Origin of the sequence: Mammaliicoccus sp. C-M13, from assembly GCF_022386845.1 — a bacterium.
GTDB lineage: Bacteria > Bacillota > Bacilli > Staphylococcales > Staphylococcaceae > Mammaliicoccus > Mammaliicoccus lentus.
Map to the genome: position 1 here is coordinate 297,871 of NZ_JAJNHQ010000001.1, position 20,521 is coordinate 318,391.

24 protein-coding genes are annotated in these 20,521 nt (G+C 31.8%); 14 read left to right on the top strand and 10 right to left on the bottom strand.

Features of this window, described 5'->3' with window-relative positions; translation table 11 throughout:
- The first annotated feature begins 11 nt into the window (after nt 1-11).
- Genes dltA through dltD form a run of 4 tightly spaced genes read left to right on the top strand, consistent with a single transcriptional unit; the run spans nt 12 to nt 4,122 of the window.
- Nucleotides 12-1,472, top strand: coding sequence for a D-alanine--poly(phosphoribitol) ligase subunit DltA (gene dltA / locus LQ615_RS01545; protein WP_070044944.1), 1,461 nt, complete (start codon nt 12-14; stop codon nt 1,470-1,472).
- On the top strand, nt 1,469-2,689 hold the full coding sequence (gene dltB, locus LQ615_RS01550; protein WP_064211450.1) for a D-alanyl-lipoteichoic acid biosynthesis protein DltB: 1,221 nt from the start codon (nt 1,469-1,471) through the stop codon (nt 2,687-2,689). Before dltA ends, dltB begins: the two co-directional genes overlap by 4 nt.
- 18 nt (nt 2,690-2,707) lie before the next feature.
- A complete protein-coding gene (gene dltC / locus LQ615_RS01555; protein WP_064205348.1) occupies nt 2,708-2,944 on the top strand; it encodes a D-alanine--poly(phosphoribitol) ligase subunit 2 in 237 nt (78 codons plus the stop codon).
- Nucleotides 2,941-4,122, top strand: a complete 1,182-nt coding sequence (gene dltD / locus LQ615_RS01560) for a D-alanyl-lipoteichoic acid biosynthesis protein DltD (protein WP_064211449.1) — start codon at nt 2,941-2,943, stop codon at nt 4,120-4,122. The genes dltC and dltD overlap by 4 nt, the downstream gene beginning before the upstream one ends.
- Nucleotides 4,123-4,321: 199 nt before the next feature.
- Here the strand turns inward: dltD and LQ615_RS01565 are convergent, their stop codons facing one another.
- Entirely contained in the window at nt 4,322-4,564 is a 243-nt protein-coding gene (locus LQ615_RS01565; protein ID WP_017001072.1) for a NifU family protein, read from the bottom strand.
- 108 nt (nt 4,565-4,672) lie between these two features.
- On the opposite strand from LQ615_RS01565, the gene LQ615_RS01570 reads away from it, so the two are divergent.
- Entirely contained in the window at nt 4,673-4,996 is a 324-nt protein-coding gene (locus LQ615_RS01570) for a YuzD family protein (protein ID WP_064205346.1), read from the top strand.
- A gap of 27 nt (nt 4,997-5,023) precedes the next feature.
- On the opposite strand, the gene LQ615_RS01575 is transcribed toward LQ615_RS01570, so the two are convergent.
- Nucleotides 5,024-6,088: an NAD(P)/FAD-dependent oxidoreductase gene (locus tag LQ615_RS01575; protein WP_070044945.1), complete on the bottom strand. Its 1,065-nt coding sequence runs from the start codon at nt 6,086-6,088 to the stop codon at nt 5,024-5,026.
- A 152-nt stretch (nt 6,089-6,240) separates the two neighbouring features.
- On the opposite strand from LQ615_RS01575, the gene LQ615_RS01580 reads away from it, so the two are divergent.
- From LQ615_RS01580 to LQ615_RS01615, 8 genes are all read left to right on the top strand, one after another.
- On the top strand, nt 6,241-6,477 hold the full coding sequence (locus tag LQ615_RS01580) for a YuzB family protein (RefSeq protein WP_017001040.1): 237 nt from the start codon (nt 6,241-6,243) through the stop codon (nt 6,475-6,477).
- Nucleotides 6,478-6,490: 13 nt separating this feature from the next.
- Nucleotides 6,491-6,850 carry a HesB/IscA family protein gene (locus tag LQ615_RS01585; RefSeq protein ID WP_017001039.1) on the top strand — a complete coding sequence of 120 codons (360 nt, stop codon included), beginning with the start codon at nt 6,491-6,493 and terminating at the stop codon, nt 6,848-6,850.
- Between the two features lie 162 nt (nt 6,851-7,012).
- On the top strand, nt 7,013-8,227 hold the full coding sequence (locus tag LQ615_RS01590; protein WP_017001038.1) for an NAD(P)/FAD-dependent oxidoreductase: 1,215 nt from the start codon (nt 7,013-7,015) through the stop codon (nt 8,225-8,227).
- A gap of 63 nt (nt 8,228-8,290) precedes the next feature.
- Nucleotides 8,291-8,611 carry a YuiB family protein gene (locus LQ615_RS01595; RefSeq protein ID WP_017001037.1) on the top strand — a complete coding sequence of 107 codons (321 nt, stop codon included), beginning with the start codon at nt 8,291-8,293 and terminating at the stop codon, nt 8,609-8,611.
- 16 nt (nt 8,612-8,627) lie between these two features.
- Entirely contained in the window at nt 8,628-10,109 is a 1,482-nt protein-coding gene (locus LQ615_RS01600) for a leucyl aminopeptidase family protein (protein ID WP_239703762.1), read from the top strand.
- A gap of 175 nt (nt 10,110-10,284) precedes the next feature.
- Entirely contained in the window at nt 10,285-11,604 is a 1,320-nt protein-coding gene (locus LQ615_RS01605) for a Na+/H+ antiporter family protein (RefSeq protein ID WP_084819047.1), read from the top strand.
- Between the two features lie 21 nt (nt 11,605-11,625).
- Entirely contained in the window at nt 11,626-11,997 is a 372-nt protein-coding gene (locus LQ615_RS01610; protein ID WP_239703761.1) for a PaaI family thioesterase, read from the top strand.
- Between the two features lie 260 nt (nt 11,998-12,257).
- Nucleotides 12,258-13,076, top strand: a complete 819-nt coding sequence (locus LQ615_RS01615; protein ID WP_064211446.1) for an SDR family oxidoreductase — start codon at nt 12,258-12,260, stop codon at nt 13,074-13,076.
- Nucleotides 13,077-13,551: 475 nt separating this feature from the next.
- Here the strand turns inward: LQ615_RS01615 and mnhG are convergent, their stop codons facing one another.
- The 8 genes from mnhG to kapB all read right to left on the bottom strand — a co-directional run bounded on the left by mnhG (nt 13,552) and on the right by kapB (nt 19,818).
- Entirely contained in the window at nt 13,552-13,893 is a 342-nt protein-coding gene (gene mnhG / locus LQ615_RS01620) for a monovalent cation/H(+) antiporter subunit G (protein WP_017000045.1), read from the bottom strand.
- On the bottom strand, nt 13,871-14,161 hold the full coding sequence (locus LQ615_RS01625; protein WP_017000046.1) for a Na(+)/H(+) antiporter subunit F1: 291 nt from the start codon (nt 14,159-14,161) through the stop codon (nt 13,871-13,873). Before LQ615_RS01625 ends, mnhG begins: the two co-directional genes overlap by 23 nt.
- Complete coding sequence (locus LQ615_RS01630) at nt 14,158-14,640, bottom strand: Na+/H+ antiporter subunit E (RefSeq protein ID WP_017000047.1); 483 nt, start codon at nt 14,638-14,640, stop codon at nt 14,158-14,160. The genes LQ615_RS01625 and LQ615_RS01630 overlap by 4 nt, the downstream gene beginning before the upstream one ends.
- Nucleotides 14,640-16,133 carry a Na+/H+ antiporter subunit D gene (locus LQ615_RS01635; RefSeq protein WP_064205105.1) on the bottom strand — a complete coding sequence of 498 codons (1,494 nt, stop codon included), beginning with the start codon at nt 16,131-16,133 and terminating at the stop codon, nt 14,640-14,642. The genes LQ615_RS01630 and LQ615_RS01635 overlap by 1 nt, the downstream gene beginning before the upstream one ends.
- The gene (locus LQ615_RS01640) at nt 16,123-16,467 is read right to left on the bottom strand and encodes a Na(+)/H(+) antiporter subunit C (RefSeq protein WP_017000049.1); all 345 of its coding nucleotides are present in this window, start codon (nt 16,465-16,467) and stop codon (nt 16,123-16,125) included. Before LQ615_RS01640 ends, LQ615_RS01635 begins: the two co-directional genes overlap by 11 nt.
- Nucleotides 16,467-16,895, bottom strand: coding sequence for a Na(+)/H(+) antiporter subunit B (locus LQ615_RS01645; protein WP_017000050.1), 429 nt, complete (start codon nt 16,893-16,895; stop codon nt 16,467-16,469). The genes LQ615_RS01640 and LQ615_RS01645 overlap by 1 nt, the downstream gene beginning before the upstream one ends.
- Entirely contained in the window at nt 16,876-19,287 is a 2,412-nt protein-coding gene (locus tag LQ615_RS01650) for a Na+/H+ antiporter subunit A (RefSeq protein ID WP_064205104.1), read from the bottom strand. The genes LQ615_RS01645 and LQ615_RS01650 overlap by 20 nt, the downstream gene beginning before the upstream one ends.
- A 153-nt stretch (nt 19,288-19,440) precedes the next feature.
- Nucleotides 19,441-19,818, bottom strand: coding sequence for a sporulation phosphorelay system protein KapB (gene kapB / locus LQ615_RS01655; RefSeq protein ID WP_017000052.1), 378 nt, complete (start codon nt 19,816-19,818; stop codon nt 19,441-19,443).
- A 76-nt stretch (nt 19,819-19,894) separates the two neighbouring features.
- Between kapB and LQ615_RS01660 the strand changes: the two genes are divergently transcribed.
- Nucleotides 19,895-20,488 carry a peptidylprolyl isomerase gene (locus LQ615_RS01660; RefSeq protein WP_017000053.1) on the top strand — a complete coding sequence of 198 codons (594 nt, stop codon included), beginning with the start codon at nt 19,895-19,897 and terminating at the stop codon, nt 20,486-20,488.
- Nucleotides 20,489-20,521 lie beyond the last annotated feature (33 nt).

The following is a 20,521-nucleotide window of genomic DNA, read 5'->3' on the forward strand; positions in this document are numbered from 1 at the left end:
GGAGTATGTTTATGAGAGACGTCATAGAACAGTTATCATACATGAGCGATAATCATGGTGATAATGAAGCGATTTGCTATAGAAATAATATGATGACATATAAAGATTTAGATATTTATTCAAGTAAATTAGCAACTTTGTTAAAAGATACATCTCAGCCTCTTGTAATTTATGGTCATATGTCACCATTTATGATTGTAGGTATGATAGCAAGTATTAAAGCGGGTATAGGTTACGTTCCAATTGATACTTCCATACCTAAAGAACGAATAGAACACATTATAGATAAAGTTGAACCAAAGTATGTATTCAATACTACTGAAATTTTATTAGATAAAAAGAATATTAAACAAATAACTGTAAATGAATGTAAAGAGGCATCTATTAACCTCGAAGGTACTAAACAATTGAAGATGACAGATATTGTTTATACGATTTTTACTTCGGGGTCCACGGGGCTACCTAAAGGCGTTCAGATTACATATGATAGTTTATTAGATTTTACTGAATGGATGCTAAAACTCAATCAATTAGGCGAAGGTAAGAAATGGCTGAACCAAGCACCATTTTCATTCGATTTATCTGTAATGGCAATTTATCCATGCTTAATGTCAGGTGGTACTCTAGAGCTTGTTGATAAACAAATGATTGAGAAACCAAGAGATCTTTATGAAATGTTAAATGATAGACATATTGAGAGTTGGGTCTCTACGCCATCTTTTGTTGAAATGTGCTTATTGTTACCAGGGTTTGACGATAATACGTATCCTAACTTAAAACAATTTTTCTTCTGTGGTGAGATATTCAGTCACAAAACTGCTCAAAAACTTATAGAGAAATATAAAGAAGCAACTGTTTACAATACATATGGTCCAACAGAAGCTACAGTCGCAGTGACGAGTATACAAATAACTCAAGATATACTTGATTCATTTAACCCTTTACCAGTTGGGAAAGTAAGGGAACAATCAGAGCTTAAATTAGCTGATAATGGAGAGCTCATTATTAGTGGTAGAAGTGTTAGTAAAGGTTATTTAAAAGATAAGGAAAAAAATGAAAAAGCTTTTAGAATTGAAAGCGATACAAGACATTATTACACAGGAGATAAAGCAGAGTATAAAGAAGGTTATTGGTTCATACAAGGTAGAATAGATTTTCAAATAAAGATTAATGGATATCGCATGGAATTAGAAGAAATAGAATTAATTTTAGAACGTTTGCCACAAGTTAAGCAAGCTGTTGTATCACCAATTAAAAAAGGTGAGAAAGTTCAGTATTTATATGCGACGGTTGTTTTATTAGAAAAAAGTCTTGAAAGTGATATGGAATTAATACACAAGATGAAACAAGAACTTAAACAACATTTACCAGAGTATATGATTCCTAGAAAGTTTAAATTTACCGATCATTTACCGTTAACACCAAATGGTAAATTAAATCGAAATAAAGTATTAGAGGAGTTAGAATCATGATTCCATATGGCGATTTTACTTATTTCTTTATTACTTTATTGTTGATGTTACCAGTCATAATACTAGGGTTAATTGGTAAAAGAAGTCTTATATATAATAGGTTCATCACAATTGTTATGCTCGTTCTTATTTTCTCAGACGATAATAAGAATATATTTGATAATAAGTATTTGAGCTATCAACTTATTTTCTTTACTTTATATGTTATTTATCAAGTGCTGTTAATAAAAAGTTACATTAATATCACTAAAAAAGTAAACGAATTTAAGGTGTTTGCTTTTATGGTATTTCTATCAATATTACCTTTAATACTCGTTAAAGTACTTCAAAGTAGTTGGCTAGGTGAATATCAAATAACGATACATGGAAATAAAGTGATAGAATTTATAGGTTTCTTAGGGATTTCTTATATCACATTTAAGACAGTCCAATTAATAATGGAAATACGCGATAAAAGAATTAAATCAATAGAAGTATTAAAATTAATAGATTTTATCACTTTCTTTCCAACTATTTCATCAGGACCAATTGATAGATACAAAAGATTTATTAAAGATGAAAATAAAATTCCATCAGGTGAGGAATATTATAATCAGTTAATCAAAGCTATCCATTTGGTATTTATGGGATTTTTATATAAATATATTATCGCATTTTATATAAATGAATTAGTCTTAAAAACGATACCAATTGAGACAGATCATACGTTTTTAAATTACTTATTTTATATGTATGGTTATAGTTTTTATTTATTCTTTGATTTTGCTGGTTATAGCTTATTCGCTATCGCATTTAGCTATATGTTCGGTATTCAAACACCTGTCAACTTTAATAAACCTTTTCAATCTAAGAATATTAAAGATTTTTGGAATAGATGGCACATGAGTTTGTCATTCTGGTTTAGAGATTGCGTTTATATGAGATTTGTATTCTTTGTTTCAAAAAAGAAACTAATTAAAGATAAATTGCTTATTTCTAATTTAGGATTTTTATTAAACTTTGCAATTATGGGTGTGTGGCATGGAATTGAAATAAATTACATACTATATGGTTTATATCACGCAATGCTGTTCATAGGTTATGGCTATTACGAACAATGGCGAAAAAAACATCCACCTAAATTTAATAATAAAGTAACCAATTTTATAGCGATACTAATTACATTCCATAGTGTTGCATTTGGATTTTTATTATTCTCAGGAAAGTTAATACATTAAAAAAAAGGGAGTTAAATTATGAGTTTTGAAGAAAAAGTTTTAGATATATTAGCAGAAGTTGCAGAAAATGATATTGTTAAAGAAAATCCAGATATTGCAATATTCGACGAAGGTATAATAGATTCATTCGCTACAGTTGGATTATTAATAGAAATTCAAAATAATTTAGGGATTGACGTTACAATTACTGATTTTGATAGAGATGAGTGGGCAACACCAAATAAAATCATAGAAGTGCTTAAGGAATTACAATGAAAATAAAGCTAATATTACCATTAATTTTTAGTGGTATACTGTTTGGTCTATTTCTATTAATGCCAGTAGAATGGTTTTCTGCGTTTTCAAAAAGTGAAAATATCAATAAAGAAGCTACCTCATTAAATGATTCAATATTAAAAGGTGTACACTCGCAAACTGAAATGTTACAAAGTAGAAAATACTATCCCATTTTTGGTTCTAGTGAATTAGAGAAACAAGATATATTTCATCCTGCGTACATACTGAATGATAAAAATGCTAAACTCAAACCTTATTTAATTGGTACAGGCGGGTCTACTGACTTGATTCATGCTGTAAATATTGGGAGCCAATCTCATAACCTAAAAGGGAAAAAATTAGCGATTATTATTTCACCTCAATGGTTTACGAATTATGGTTTAACTAACGATAATTTTAGTGCGAGATTCTCTCCATTACAAGCAGATCATTTATTTGTTAGTGAAACATTAAGTCCTGAAATAAAGAATAGATTTGCTAAACGATTGATAGAATTTAAACAATTAAAATCTGATCCTTATTTAAAATCTATTATTAAATCGAAAAATCATCAATATAAAGAAGGCACTTTCATGAATAATTTTGAATACAGTATTCATGAAAAGCATGATGCATTGAAATCTCTTTTTGGTAAAGAAAAATCACCTTTACAGCACTCGCACAATAAACATTTTCAAAAAATGGATTGGGAAACAATGAAATTATATGCCTCTCAATATGGTGAGCAAAATTCAACCTCTAATAAATTTGGTATGAACGATCAATATTGGAGTTTATTAAAACAACAAAGGAAACGTTTTAATCGAAGTTATGAATTTAATAAAAACTCAGTAGAATTTGATGATTTGCAGTTGTTAATAGATACATTGAAAGAAGCAAAAGCAGACCCGTTATTTATTGTTATACCTGCTAACGGTAAATGGTATGATCATATACACGTTGATAAAATGAAGAGAGAAGCGGTATATCAAAAAATAAATCATACAATCACTTCGAATAATATGAAAGTTTATGATTTAACTGACAAAGAATATGAACCTTATGTAATCACTGATGCAGTCCATATTGGATGGAAAGGTTGGGTTTATATTAATGAGCAAATGTTGAATCATATAAACGGAGAATACAACGAAAATGTGAGTAGAAAATACAATTAATAATTCAGGCAGAAATAATTATCACTACAAAAACAGTAGAAATTCATTATAAATATTGAATTTCTACTGTTTTTTTATTTAAAAAATATTTTGAAAGCTTGAAATTAAAAAAGGATTTATCCATTAGATATTCTAATGGATAAATCCTTGACTCTCTATAGATGTCTTATATATTTAGGTTTATTATTTTATGATTAAGTTAGAATACTTGTTCGACTTCAACGACACCAGGTACTTCTTCTAATAAAGCACGCTCTATGCCAGCCTTTAATGTAATAGTAGAACTTGGGCAAGTACCACAAGCTCCTAATAGGCGTAATTTAACAATCCCATCATCCACGTCTACTAATTCACAGTCGCCACCATCTCGTAATAAGAATGGTCTTAATTTCTCAAGTACATCACTAACTTGATCAAACATTGTTTGTTGTTCGGTAGTCATATATTAATACTCCTCTCATCAAGTGTTATTAGATACATTAATCTTATTAATCTATTATAATAGAAATAACGTAAAAAATCTATTTATGGAACTAGGAGGATTTTATAAATGTCCAAAGCAAGTATTGTCGTATATGGTGCAGATGTTATTTGTGCCAGTTGTGTGAACGCACCCTCATCAAAAGACACTTATGAATGGTTGCAAGCTATACTAGGGAGAAAATATAATCATATAGACTTCGAATTTACGTATATTGATTTTATGAAACAAACTGAAAATTTAACCGATCATGATCAACAATTCATTGAAAGAATAAAAGAAGATGAATTATTTTATCCGCTTGTTACAATCAATGATGAATTAGTTGCAGATGGTTATATTCAACTCAAACCGATTACAAAATTCATAGATGAACACGTGGATGAGAAATAAAAAAGTAGCAGAATTCTGCTACTTTTCTTATCCGTTATGATATTTATATAACCATAGAACACCAGACTTAATAACTCTTGCTAATCGACCGGTAACAGTCTGTTCCATTAAGTAGGCAAAGCCTTGTTTTTCTCCTAATGAGCCCACGAATCCTTGTGGTTTAAGTTCTGGCATTTTTTCTGGTAATGGTTTATTTGCCCATTTTAGTTTCATTACTTCAGCAATTTGATCAGCTTGTATTTCTGCTAAATATGCACTCGGTGCATGTGGTAAAGCTGCACAATCACCAACAATATATACATTTGGATATGTCGGAATTTGATGATATTGATTGACGATAACTCTACGGCCGTCATTAGTATCGACCGGTAAATTTCGAACGATTTCTACTGGTTGAATACCAGCAGTCCAAACTACTAAATCTATGTCTTGAGCATCATCGTTATTGTATAATTTACCCGGTTCAACTTTCGTTATATTTGATTCAGGAATGACTTCAACATTATGTTTAGCAAACCATTTTTCTACGAATTTACTTAATTTTTCTGGAAATGCTGGGAGAATTCTTGCACCTCTATCAAATAATTTAATTTTGATATCTTCTCTGCTCTCACGTAGTTCACTTGCTAATTCAATGCCGCTTAAACCGGCTCCCACAACCCCAACAGTAGAACCACTTGGTAAGTCAAATATTGCTTGGTACGTTTTTCGTGCATTTTGGATATTTTGAATACTGTGTGTGTATTCTTTTGCGCCAGGAACATTGTGATATTTATCTTCACAACCCAGACCAATTACAAGTTCATCATAGTCGACTCTTGTGTCTCCTACAGAAATAATTTGATTGTCTAAATCAATATCTGTAATTTCCCCATATACGGTATTGATTTTCTTGTCATTTGGAAAATTTACTCGAATTTCTTTGTCTGGTTTTGTACCTGCTGCTAAAGTATAAAATTCAGTTTTTAAACCGTGAAATGGCATACGATCAATCAGCGTAATTGAATAATCGGAAGGTAAAGCGTTAGGGATAATATCCTTCATCAAACGCATATTACCGTATCCGCCCCCTAATAATACTAAGCTTTTCATCGTTATTCTCCTTTGTCCATAAATCAAATTTCTATAAATTTGTATGTATATATTTTATAATATATAAGTATACATTTAGTATAATCGTTTTTGGCATAAACTACAATGAATGTTAAAATAGATAATGAAACGAAAGTGAGTAGGTGAATACATTGAACCCGATTGTCGAATTTTGTATATCAAACTTGGCTAAAGGCGCTGATGTAGTGTTTAACAAGCTCGACAATGATCCAGATGTAGACGTACTAGAATATGGTTGTCTACAAAATTGTGGACCATGTGCAAGAGGGTTATATGCATTAGTAAATGGCGATATGGTCAAGGGCGAGACACCGGAAGAATTACTAGAAAATATATATAGTCATATAGAAGAAAATTGGATTTTTTAAGGAGGAATAAATTATGTCAACAGTAATTTTAACTGAAGCAGCAGCATATGAAGTTAAGGATATGATGGAAAGTAATGGTATGCCAGACGGTTACTTAAAAGTTTCTGTTAAAGGTGGAGGTTGCACAGGTTTATCATACGGAATGTCAGCAGAAGAAGAACCATCTGAAAATGACATGGAATTAGAATTTTATGGTGTGAAAGTCTTAGTAGACAAAGAAGATGCACCAATTTTAAATGGCACTACAATTGATTTCAAAACATCATTAATGGGTGGCGGATTCTCTATTGAAAACCCGAATGCAATTGCTTCATGCGGTTGCGGAAGCTCATTCAAAACTAAAACTGTAACAGGTACACCAGAGAATTGTTAATCCCTTAATATTAATAGTGTGTGACACTTGAAATTATATTGATAAAAATATACAATATACTTTGTATGTAAAGAGTATTAGAATTGCTTGTGACAAAAAACACAAAGTGACACGACATCCCTTCAGGTGTCAAACAATATTTAGAAAGTATAGGTGAAAATAATGGGATTTGAACGCAAAAAAGTTCTTGTATTAGGGGCAGGATATGCAGGCTTACAAACTATAACTAAATTACAAAAATTAGTTTCTAACCAAGATGTTGAGCTTACACTTATTAACAAAAATGACTACCACTATGAAGCTACATGGTTACATGAAACTTCAGCAGGTACGTTAAATTATGAAGATGCTTTATACCCAATAACTTCAGTAGTTGATAGAAACAAAGTAAACTTCGTAAAAGCAGAAGTAACTAAAATTAACAAAGATTCTAAAAATGTTGAAACATCAAATGGTGTATTTGATTACGACATTTTAGTTGTTGCGTTAGGATTTGAAAGTGAAACATTTGGAATTGAAGGTATGAAAGAACATGCTCTTCAAATCGAAAACATTAATACTTCTCGTCGTATCGCGAAACATTTAGAAGATAGATTTGCAAATTATGCTTCATCTAAAGAAAAAGATGAAAATGATTTAGCTATTCTTGTAGGTGGCGCAGGATTTACTGGTGTTGAATTATTAGGTGAATTAACTGAGCGTGTTCCTGAGTTGTGTAAAAAATACGGTGTAGATCAATCTAAAGTGAAAATCACTTGTGTTGAAGCAGCACCAAAAATGTTACCAATGTTCTCAGAAGAATTAGTTGATTACGTTGTTCAATACTTAGAAGCTCGTGGTGTAGAATTCAAAATCTCAACTCCAATCGTTGCTTGTAACGAAAAAGGCTTCGTAGTAAAAGTAAATGATAAAGAAGAAACATTAGAAGCTAACACTGCTATATGGGCTGCAGGTGTTAGAGGTAGCAAACTAATGGAAGAATCATTTGATGGCGTTAAACGCGGTCGTATCGTTGTTAAAGACGACTTATCAATCGATAACTATGACGATATCTTCGTTATTGGTGACTGTTCAGCAGTTATGGTTGGTGAAGGCGACAACAAACGTCCATTACCAACTACAGCACAAATTGCTATGCAACAAGGTGAACACTTAGCAGAAAACATCAAAAACATCTTCAATGGTGAAAAAACTGAACCATTTAGTTACGATGACAAAGGTACTGTTTGTTCTCTAGGTAGCCGTGATGGTGTTGGTGTTGTTATGGGCCGTGAAATCACTGGTAAAAAAGCAGCATTCATGAAAAAAGTTATTGATACTCGTGCCATCTTCAAAATCGGTGGACTTGGTTTAGCCTATAAAAAAGGTAAATTTTAATTGCAAGATAATTAAGTAAGAGACCTGCATTAGGCGGGTCTCTTTTTTTAAAGGAGGTTAGCCATGATATCTTTACCACAAGTCATTATATCAATGGCATTGTTTTTCGTATTATTCTTTGGTATTGCTTTTATATTGAACATGCTACTAAAAACAACATGGTTGATGGTTATATTATATCCATTGGTTATATTTGCTATCGTTGATAAAATATCAACAACAATGTATTTCACTAATCCTTCTACAGCATTTTCAAAGTTATTAACTGGAATAACACATATACATACTGCAGATATTTTAATGCTAGGTTCTGGATGGGTTGGCGCAATAGTAGCTGGTTTTGTTATTCGTAATTTAAGAAGAAGCGGTTATTCAATGTTTTAAAAAAGGGGAAATATATATGAAATTACAAATTGAAAAACAGTATTCTACAAATAATCATCCGATTGTTATAGGTTGTCCGAGTCATTTAAATCAAATGCAAAATTTTGATGAAGTAAATAACATATTAAATAACCAATTAGATGATATGAAAAAACAACAAGTTATAAGCAGTGAATTAGGAGAAATTACGTCTTCTGCTGTCATCATCGATAATCAAATTGTTAAATTAATATCTGTTGGTTTAGGAAATTTAAAAGAAATCAAAGAGAAAGATTATCAAAAAATTTATGGTCAATTAAGTCGTTATTTAAGCTTGAATAAAATTGAACAAGTTAATTTATTAGATAACACATTCGTTTCTCAAAATGTCACGAATGAATCACGCTTATATCATCTTGGGTGGATGTCTCAACAATCAGTATTTAATTTTGATAATTATAAATCTAATAAATCTGCTCCAATTGAAACTAAAGTCACGTTTATAACAGAAACGAATGATGATATTTTAACGAGTTTCAAACAAGGAGAAGTGCTAGGAGATAGCATTAATTTAGCACGTACTTTCTCTCAAACACCTCCAAATATATTGACGCCTGAATATTTTGCTAATCAAATTAAAGTAAACTTTGAAGATACGAACGTAGAAGTTTCTATTAAAGATGAACAAGCTATTAATGAAGAAGGTTTCGGTCTAATAGACGCAGTTGGTAAAGGATCTATTAATCCTCCGAGGTTAGTAACGTTAGAATATAAAGGTTCAGCTGATGCTCCAATAGCATTAGTTGGTAAAGGGGTAACGTATGATTCTGGCGGTTACCAAATTAAATCAAAAACAGGTATGCCTTCAATGAAATATGATATGAGTGGTGCTAGTAATGTAGTTGCAATGATGAATGCTGTAGCTCGTTTAGAATTGCCAATTCATATTGTAGCAGTGTTGCCATTAGCAGAAAATATGATATCTAATAAAGCTATGAAACCAGACGATGTATTTACATCCTTAAGTGGTGAAACGGTTGAAATTACGAATACCGATGCTGAAGGAAGACTTGTACTAGCTGACGGTGTCACTTATGCTAAACAATTCAAACCAGAATTAATTATGAACTTTGCGACGCTAACGGGTGCTGTTGTAGCTGCGTTAGGACTTGGTAAAACAGGTATATTCTCTAGTGATGCCGACCAATATTTAGAAGCAGTTAAAGAAGCTTCTAAATATTCAAATGAAGTGAGCTTTGAGTTACCAATTACTGATGAAGAAAAGCAAGATATTCAATCTTCGGATGTAGCTGATTTAACAAACTGTGTTTTAAATAAACATGGTAAAGCGTTATTTGCAGCAGCTTTTGTGACGCATTTCAGTGAAGACGTACCTCATTTACATTTTGATATTGCTGGTTCTGCTGATACAGAAAAAGATACTTATCGTGGACCAAAAGGTGCAACTGGTGCTATGATTCCTACTGTACTTCACTTTTTGAAAAATAAAATAAAATAAATTATAAAAAGTAATCCTGTTCTATTAATTTGTCGAGCAGGATTATTTTTTTATAGTATTTATCTGAAAATTTAGAATTAAGCAGCTGTTATTGACATGTTTTCAATCAACTGATATGATAAGTTCATCATTTTACTTTATCGTGGTAGAGAGTTAAAGAACAGGAGAGGGTTTTTTGGAAATAAATGCAGTGTTAGTAGCAGTTATAATTATGATTATACTTTGTTTATTAAGATTAAATGTAGTATTAAGTATATTTATTGGCGCTTTAGTAGGCGGATTATTAAGTGGTATGTCTCTAGACAAAGTGATTGCTACTTTTGGAACGTCTATTGTTGATGGGGCTGAAGTTGCTTTATCATACGCGCTATTAGGTGGATTTGCAGCTTTAATATCATATAGCGGTATAACAGATTATATCGTCGGAAAAATCATACAATCAGTGAAAAAGGAAAATTCTAAAGATAGCAGAGTAAAAATAAAAATCATTTTAGTTGCGAGTTTACTTGTTATCTCAATATTGAGTCAGAATATTATTCCTGTTCATATTGCATTTATTCCAATTCTTATACCTCCATTAATCAGTTTATTTAATGAATTAGAAATGGACAGAAGACTTATTGCTACAGTAATTGGCTTTGGACTATGTTTCCCGTATATATTATTACCATACGGATATGGTCACATATTCCAGTCCATCATTTTTGATTCATTTGAAAAAACAAATATTGATATTGCTTTTAATGATATTTGGAAAGCAATGCTCATTCCAAGTATGGGATATGTATTTGGTTTAATTTTAGCCATCATCATATATTGGAAACCTAGAAAATATAAAAAAATTAAAGTCGAAGAAGACGAAGAAATTGGAAAATTAGAAACATACCCTCTAGTGGTTACGGTTATTGCCATTTTAGCTACTTTTATAGTGCAGACTTTTACAGAATCTATGATATTCGGTGCGTTAGCAGGTATTTTAATCTTCTTCTTCTCTGGATTATATAAATGGAGAGACTTAGATGCTAAATTAGTAGAAGGTATTCAAATTATGGCTTATATCGGTGTCGTAATTTTATCAGCAAATGGATTTGCAGGTGTTATGAATGAGACACATGAAGTTGGTGCGCTTGTTAAGAGTTTAGCGACTATTACAGGAGACAACAAAGCGTTTAGTATCATTATGATGTACTTAATAGGTTTAGTTGTAACGTTAGGAATAGGATCATCATTTGCGACAATTCCTATCATTGCAAGTTTATTTATACCATTTGGACAAGAAATAGGATTAAGTGCAATGGCGCTTATAGCTGTCATAGGTACAGCAGGGGCATTAGGTGACTCAGGTAGTCCAGCGAGTGACTCAACATTAGGACCAACTGCAGGATTAAATGTAGACGGGGAACATGACCACATTAGAGATACGTGTATACCTAACTTCTTAATTTATAATATTCCTTTAATCATATTTGGTTTCATTGCTGCTATGGTATTATAGTGGTGAATGGGGGATAAAAATATGAATTTATTAGATCATCTTCAAATGAAGACATTAGATGTTAAACATGGATATATTGCTATTTCAATGCCAGTTACCGATAACGTTAAACAACCATTTGGATATTTACATGGAGGAGCTACAATCGCTTTAGCAGAAACTGCAGCCTCTATGGGAGCAAATGCTTCTTCTAAAGAAGATGAAATACCACTTGGTTTAGAGATTAATGCAAATCATATTAAATCAGTACAAAGCGGTACTGTAATTGCAATAGGAACAGCATTACACATTGGTAAGACAACACAAGTGTGGGATGTTAAAGTTACAGATGAAGATAATCAGTTAATTTCAGTCATTAGAGCGACTATCGCTATTAAAAAAATTAGAAAATAAAGAGAGCAAGACAGAAATCTTATTTAAAAAAGATTTCGTAGTTCTGCCTCGGCAAGGTTGACTATAATTGAAAAAGTCTAGTATAAGCTCAATTATAATTCAGTTAACTACTGCCAATATAACAAAAACGAGTCTGAGACATTAATTATGTCTCAGGCTTTTTATTATTTTAAAAAACGGGTATATGAATATTGTGGATGATATGTAGAATTCAAAGTAATTGTATTTCATTCATCTTTTAAAGGAGTGTTATTAAAATTATGAAAAGATTAGAAAATAAAATTGCAGTTATTACAGGAGCTAGTACTGGTATAGGATTTGCTACAGCTAAACAACTAGCTTCTGAAGGCGCTGACGTTATTTGTATGGATATATCCGATGAATTAGAAAAATCAGTGAAACAAATTAATGATGAAGGATATAAAGCCACTTCAATGAAAGTTGATATTTCTAAAGAAGATGAAGTAAGAAAAGCAATAGATGAAATCAAAGAACAATATGGTAAAGTTCATATTTTATTTAATAATGCAGGGATTGACCATAAAGCAGGAAGAATTCATGAATATCCTGTTGAAGTATTTGATGATTTAATGAATGTGGACTTAAGAGGTACTTTCCTTGTTACGAAGTTCATGTTGCCATTAATGTTTGAAGAAGGCGGTTCTATTATTAATACAGCTTCGTTCTCTGGACTAGCTGCAGATTTAAATAGATCTGGTTACAACGCTGCTAAAGGTGGCATTGTAAACTTCACAAAATCAATTGCGATTGAATATGGTAGAGAAAATATTAGAGCAAACTCTATAGCACCTGGAACGATAGAAACACCATTAATCGACCAATTAGCAGGTAGCAAAGAAGATCAAGCAGGCGAAGAATTTAGAGAAAATCAAAAATGGGTTACACCTTTAGGTAGATTAGGTAAACCAGAAGAAGTAGCTAAACTCGTACAATTCCTAGCCTCTGATGACAGTTCATTTATCACAGGTGAAAATATAACAATTGATGGTGGCGTAATGTCATATACTTGGCCAGGCGATATGCTTAGCGATAAAAGTTGGAAAGAAACAACGAAATAAAAATTATTAATAAAGAGAGTCCGGCACATTAACAGTTGTATCGGACTCTCTTCTTATATTGGATTAAAACGTTATTGAATGTTGTTGGATTAATTAAGCTGAAAATCCAAGTAGAAGCTATTTTGTTGGATTAATTACGCTGAAAATCCAATAAAGCGCATTTAGTTGGATTAATTAAGTCAAAAATCCAATAAGAGCCTATTTAGTTGGATTAATTACGCCGAAAATCCAATAAAGCGCATTTAGTTGGATTAATTAAGTCAAAAATCCAATAAGAACGTGTTTAGTTGGATTAATTAAGTCAAAAATCCAATAAGAGCCTATTTAGTTGGATTAATTAAGTCGAAAATCCAATAAGATCCTACCAAACTCAAATCTATTTAATTATCATACACTTTGACAAAATCAGAAATAAATAACCTCACAACCTGAGATTTAACTCAAAGGTTGTGAGGTTTTATTTTAAGAAAAGTATTTATTTTGCGTCTTTTAAATCGTCTCTAACTGTTCGTTCTGTTGGTTTGACGCCCATATAATATGCGCTTCTTGTTACTAAGTGACCAGCTAATGGTCCAGTAATAAAGATGAATATAATTCCTAACAACAGTTGAACATTAAAGTGGCCTTCTTTACCGATAAAGTAAATAAGTACACCGGTTAATATTAACATGACACCTAAAGTAGAAGCTTTTCCTGATGCATGTGCTCGAGAGAATACATCTGGCAATCTTAGAATACCTAACGCAGCAAAGAAACTGAAACAAGCGCCTACGACCATCATAATAATTGAAATACTAATAATTATCGTCTCTATCATTTTCAATGATCTCTCCTTTGTCCATAAATTTCGCAAATGCTGCAGTACCTAAGAATGCTAAAATACCTATTAATAACAGAATAACGAATAAATATCTTGTATTCATCACTACGGAAAATAAAGCAATCATAGCCATTAAAGTAATACCTAATGCATCAAGAGCAATAACTCTGTCAGCTAAAGTAGGACCGATTATGACTCTGGTAAGTATGCCTATCATAGAAAGTGCGACGATGATGATTGCAATAATTACGAATATATTTATCATCGTACGCTCACCTCCTTGATTGCTTTTTCAAATGAATCTTTAATAGTACTAATTTCTGAATCAATATCAGAAAAATCTATTGAATGAATATATAGTGTTTTTTGATCATCTGAAATTGCAACTACGATTGTACCCGGCGTTAATGTTATTAGTTGAGAAAGTAATGTGATTTCCCAATCTTTTTTTAATTCTGTCGGATACGCAAAGAATGCGGGTTCATTTTTTATTTCTTTTTGGATGACAATTTTAATGACATCTATATTTGCTAATACTAATTCTTTCATGAATATACCGGCTAAAACTATCGTTTTCCAAACTGGTCTTAAATATAAATGTTTACCCGGTAGTAATGGTAAAGCAGCTAAAACGAATAAAATACCAAACAAATATCCAAATATAAATGCGCCAAATGTGTATGTTTCTGAAAGCATCATCCAAAGTGCAGCTAATAGAACATTAATGAGTACTTGTATAGCCATTAATAATCGCCTCCTAACGCATTTACATATGTTTCAGGATTGTAGAATGGTAAAGCAGCTTTTTCAATTAAAGGATATAACATGTCGGCACCAAGACCAAATAATATCGCGATTATTGTGATAGCAATACTTGATATCATTAATTTCTTCATTGGTAATTTTGGATTATACGTATAACCTTTTTCTTCTCCCCAAAATGCCATTAAGAAAATACGAACTACTGAATATAAAACAAATAAACTAGAAAGTAGTACGACGATACCACTTATATAATAACCATTATCAAAGGTCGACATGACAATCATGTATTTACCATAAAATCCGCTTAATGGTGGAATACCTGCTAATGAAAGTGCAGCAACGAAATAGAACCAACCTAATACCGGATAATTCTGTATAAGTCCGCCGAATTTTCTTAAATCAGGTGTTCCAGTAATTTTTATAATAATACCAATTAATAAGAATAAAGCAGCTTTAATGATCATATCGTGAAGTAAGTAATAAATACTTCCTATCATACCTGTTTTGTCCATCATAGCTGCGCCAATTAAAATTACACCTATTGCAATCATAATATTATAAATAATAATTTTCTTAACATCATAATAAGCAATCGCACCAATACAACCCATAATAATTGTAAGTATGGACAATACAATTAAAGTGTTAGTAATAAATTCACTATTTGCTGAATAGAATAGGCTAAATGTACGCATAATTGCGTATACACCTACTTTTGTTAATAAAGCTCCGAATAAAGCAATGATAGGTATCGGTGGAGCATAATAAGCTCCAGGTAACCAGAAGTATAATGGGAACATACCTGCTTTTGTAGCAAATACAAATAAAAACATTATAAAAGTGATAACAACGATGTTTAAATCTGTGTTCGATAGTTCTGCTAATTTAACATGCAAGTCTCCCATATTTAAAGTTCCAGTTATGGAATACAACATACCGACTCCAGTTACAAAGAATGCAGAAGTTAACACATTAACAAGTATGTATTTAATACTTTCTTGTAACTGAATCTTTGTTCCTCCAATAACTAAGAGTAGGTAGGAAGACATTAAGAATACTTCAAAGAATACGAACAGGTTAAATAAGTCGCCTGTCATAAAGGCACCATTAACACCTGTTACCATCATTGATATACCGAAATAATAGAAATATTTTTCACGATGCAATCCGATAGACTGATGAGAATATAATATTACAATTAGTGTTATTAATAAGCTGACACTTACTAATAATGCGCTGAGCATATCAACGTAAATGACAATGCTGTAAGGGACAGGCCAACTACCTAAGTTTAATGTTTGTGTCCCGTACAAATAAATCATGTTGATATTATATAAACTAACTAGAAATGCTAATACAAATCCAACTAAAACGATTTTTCGTTTTAAATATGGTCTGTGACCAGCAAAAATCAATGTTACAGCAGTTAAAAAAGTAATGACAAGAGGTACAATAATCATGTTACTTATCATCTTTCGGTACCTCCTTCATTTCTTCAAGATTATCAGTTCCTAGTTCTTTATAACTTCTGAAGGCAAGAACTAAGAAGAATGCAGTAACAGCAAATGAAATAACAATTGCTGTTAAAATTAGCGCTTGAGGAAGCGGGTCTACATAGCTTTTTATACCTGATTCTTCAATAGGTAATGCGCCTTTTTTTAATCCACCCATAGTTAATAGCATTAAATGCACACCATGGGAAAGTAGGGTAGTACCAATAATAATCCTAATTAAACTCTTAGAGAGAACTAGGTATACTGATACAGAAATGATAATACCTGCAACGAAAATCATTAATATTTCCATTATTCATTCTCTCCAATCGATAATATGATTGTTATCGCCGTACCGACAACAGCTAATAAGACACCTAAATCAAAAATCATAGCAGTATGCCAATGTACTTCACCAAAGATTGGTAAATGTAATTCACCGAACGCATGTGTGAAGAATGTCTTACCATATGTCCAACTTAGGATAGGTGTTAGAACACATAAAAACAATCCAGTAGCTGTTATAATTTTAAAATCAAACGGAAACATCTTTTTTAATGTTTTAGTATCAAATGCGATACCAATGATGATGACTGCTGAAGATAGTAATAAACCACCAACGAATCCACCACCTGGTGTGTAATGACCACCAAAGAAGATAGAAACAGCATACATCATAAGAATTAGAAAGATGATAATGGCGTTAAACTGAAAGAATACATCATTCGATTGTTTCTTCATGTTCTTCACCTCCATCTTTACCTTTATCTCTTAATTTAATTAATGTGTATATACCTAAACCGGCAATACCTAATACTGCAGATTCAAATAATGTATCAAAGCCACGGAAGTCAACTAGAATAACGTTTACCATATTTTTACCTGCAGCAAGGTCGTATACATTATCTTTATAATATTGTGAAATAGAATCAAAGTGTCTATTACCGTAAGCAATTAAGCCAAGAATAATTACTCCAATACCTACACAAATTGAAATAATGAAATTACCTAATTTAAATTTACGATCCTCATCATGCCTACTCATCTTAGGTAAGTGGTAGAAACATAATAAGAATAAAGCAGTTGATATCGTCTCAATCGATAATTGAGTTAACGCTAAATCTGGCGCTCCGAAAAATACAAAGAATAATGCAACAGAATAACCTACTGATGCAAGCATAATAATGCTGAATAATCTTGATTTTGCTAGTACGATACAAAAAGTACTAATAAGTATTAAAGCAATTAAAATAAGTTCATAAGGTCTAATACTGCTTATATTATCAAATACAAAACTAACAGGATGTGTAAATAGTGTTAGAGCCGTGATAATAATAAAGAATGCAAAAATGTACATAAGATAAGATCTAACAAAACCTGTCATATAACTTTGTGTGATTTTGTTTGAGATATACGAACTAAGCTGAATACCTCTGTCGTAATAATAATTAAACGTTAAGTATTCAGGTTGTATATCATAAACACCAACCCATTTTTGAACATTTTTAAATAGTAAAAATCCTACAACAAACACAATAATCGTTCCGATTAGCGCTGGTGTAATACCATGCCAATATGAAATATGTACTTCAGGTTCACTTGCAAATGGAGCAATTGCTCTTACTGCTGGTGCAATAATAGAATTGCTTAAAATGTTTGGGAATAAACCAAATACAACAACTAGTAATGTCAATATACCTGTTGGTAAAAGCATTAAAATTGGTGCCTCATGAGCTTTTTTAGGTAAAGCTTCGGGTTTATATTCACCAAAGAAAATTTCATGAACATATTTGAACGAGTAAACGAATGTGAAAATACTTCCTACTATAGCAACAATCGGTAATAAATAACCAAGAGTTGAAAGTGAAAATACGTCTGCGCTATGTGCATCGAACATTGCTGTTAAAAATAGTTCTTTAGATAAAAAGCCATTAAATGGTGGCACGCCAGCCATGCTTAAAGCTGTAATAATCGTAAATGTGCATGAAATTGGCATAATGGTCATTAAACCACCTAATTTTTTAATATCACGTGTTCCAACTTCATGATCAATCGTACCTGTAACCATAAATAATGCGCCTTTAAATGTCGCATGATTAATAAGATGAAAGACTGCAGCAATTATACTCGCTAAAAATAATTGGCTTGATTCACCAGAATAGTGATAACTAACTGCACCAATACCTAGCATAGACATAATCATACCTAACTGTGAAACAGTGGAGAATGCAAGTATGCCTTTTAAGTCTTGCTGCTTTACAGCATTAAATGATGCCCAAAATAGTGTGATTAAACCTATTGCTGTAACAGTCCAAACAAATCCGCCACTAATGGCAAATATTGGTGTTGTTCTTGCAACTAAATAAATGCCGGCCTTAACCATTGTAGCTGAGTGTAAGTATGCACTTACAGGAGTAGGTGCTTCCATTGCATCTGGTAACCAGATGTGGAAAGGAAATTGGGCTGATTTTGTCATCGCTCCAATTAAAATAAGCACCATAGCTAAAATGAAGTAAGGTGACGATTGTATCGTGTCAGCATTCTGTATAAGTGAAGTAATACTCCACGAATTTCCTGCTAAATAAAGTGAGATAAACCCACCTAAAAGCATTAATCCTCCAAATACTGTTATTAATAATGATTTTTGCGCGCCATAAATGGATGATTGTTTATCTCTCCAATAACCAATTAATAAGAAACTTGAAATTGAAGTAAGTTCCCAGAATAAATAAAGCATGAGTAAATTGTCAGATAAAACAACGCCTAACATTGCACCCATAAACATTAATAAGTAACAATAGAAATTCCCTAAAGACTCACTTTTACTTAAATATGTAATAGAGTAGAGTACGACAAGGGCTCCAATACCAGTAATAAGTGATGCAAATAATAAACTAAGTCCATCTAGATGAACGGCAAAGTTCATTCCAATCCTGGGCATGAAATCCCAAATTACAATAAACGGTTTGTCCGAATCGGGTACATTTATGTATGACATGAAATAAATAAATATAATGACGGGAATCGGTAAAACAAACCAACCTAGATGAACGCCTTTGTAAAATCGATATATTATGGGTATAACGATTGCAAAGATTAAAGGTAATAAAATCATAATATGCATCAAACTCATTAAATAACCTCCCTTCGAAAATACCTAGTTATCATTATACACAATAATCTTAAAGCTTGAAAACACTACCGTTTCAATATTTCAGAATTTTTGTGTTATTTTTAAATATGAAGAAACACGTAAAAATATTTAAAAATTTCTTTTATAAAAAGTTTAAAAATCACTTTTATATTGTCGAGAATAATCTTTTTTTAATTGTTCGATACATTTTAAAGCTTGTTCACTATAAGCATTATTACGTTCTTTCATTTTTTCTTCTAATTCATACAAAGAATTTTTAAGAGATTCAATGTAAGAAGGAACATCTGCTTGATATTCTTTTAAAAATTGAGCTGTCGTGTATCTTTTTTCGTATTGACTAAGCGCTTTTCTTTCATGGAAAAATACATTATCTACTTCATTTGGATTGTGTAAATCTCCTTGTCTAGGATGTTTGAGAACAGCAACGACTTTTACGAGCAGTTGATCTCCTTTTTCTTCAATAATTTCTACAATATATTTTCCGGTTTTGTGTGGGAATTGATATAACATGTATGTGTCCCCTTTCTATTAAATTATGTTATGATATCACTATTGTAATTATTTTAACATGAATGGAGAATTATAAATGACAAACTATCCTCAATTAACAAATGAAATACTTGAAGGTGAACGCGTAGTCGAAATGAAAACAACTAAAGGGAATATGACTTTTAAATTATTCCCAGAACTTGCACCTAAAACTGTTGAGAACTTTATTGGTTTAGCTGAGAAAAAATATTATGATGGCATTACTTTCCATAGAGTAATTAATGACTTCATGGTACAAGGTGGAGACCCAACAGGTACAGGAATGGGCGGAGAAAGCATCTTTGGAAGTGCTTTTGAAGATGAGTTTTCTTTACAAGCATTCAATCTATATGGTGCTTTATCAATGGCAAATGCAGGACCGAATACTAATGGATCACAATTCTTCATAGTACAAATGAATGAAGTCCCAGCAAATATGTTGTCACAACTTAAAGATGGTGGTTGGCCAGAAGAAATCATTGATAGATATGCAGAAAAAGGTGGCACACCATGGTTAGACCAAAAACATACTGTATTTGGGCAAATTGTTAAAGGTGAAGATGTATTAGAAGATATTGCAAATGTTAAAGTAGGCGCTAATGATAAGCCAGTTGAAGACGTTGTAATTGAATCAATAGATATTATTCAATAAATCGACATTCAATTGTCATAAAACATACGTTTT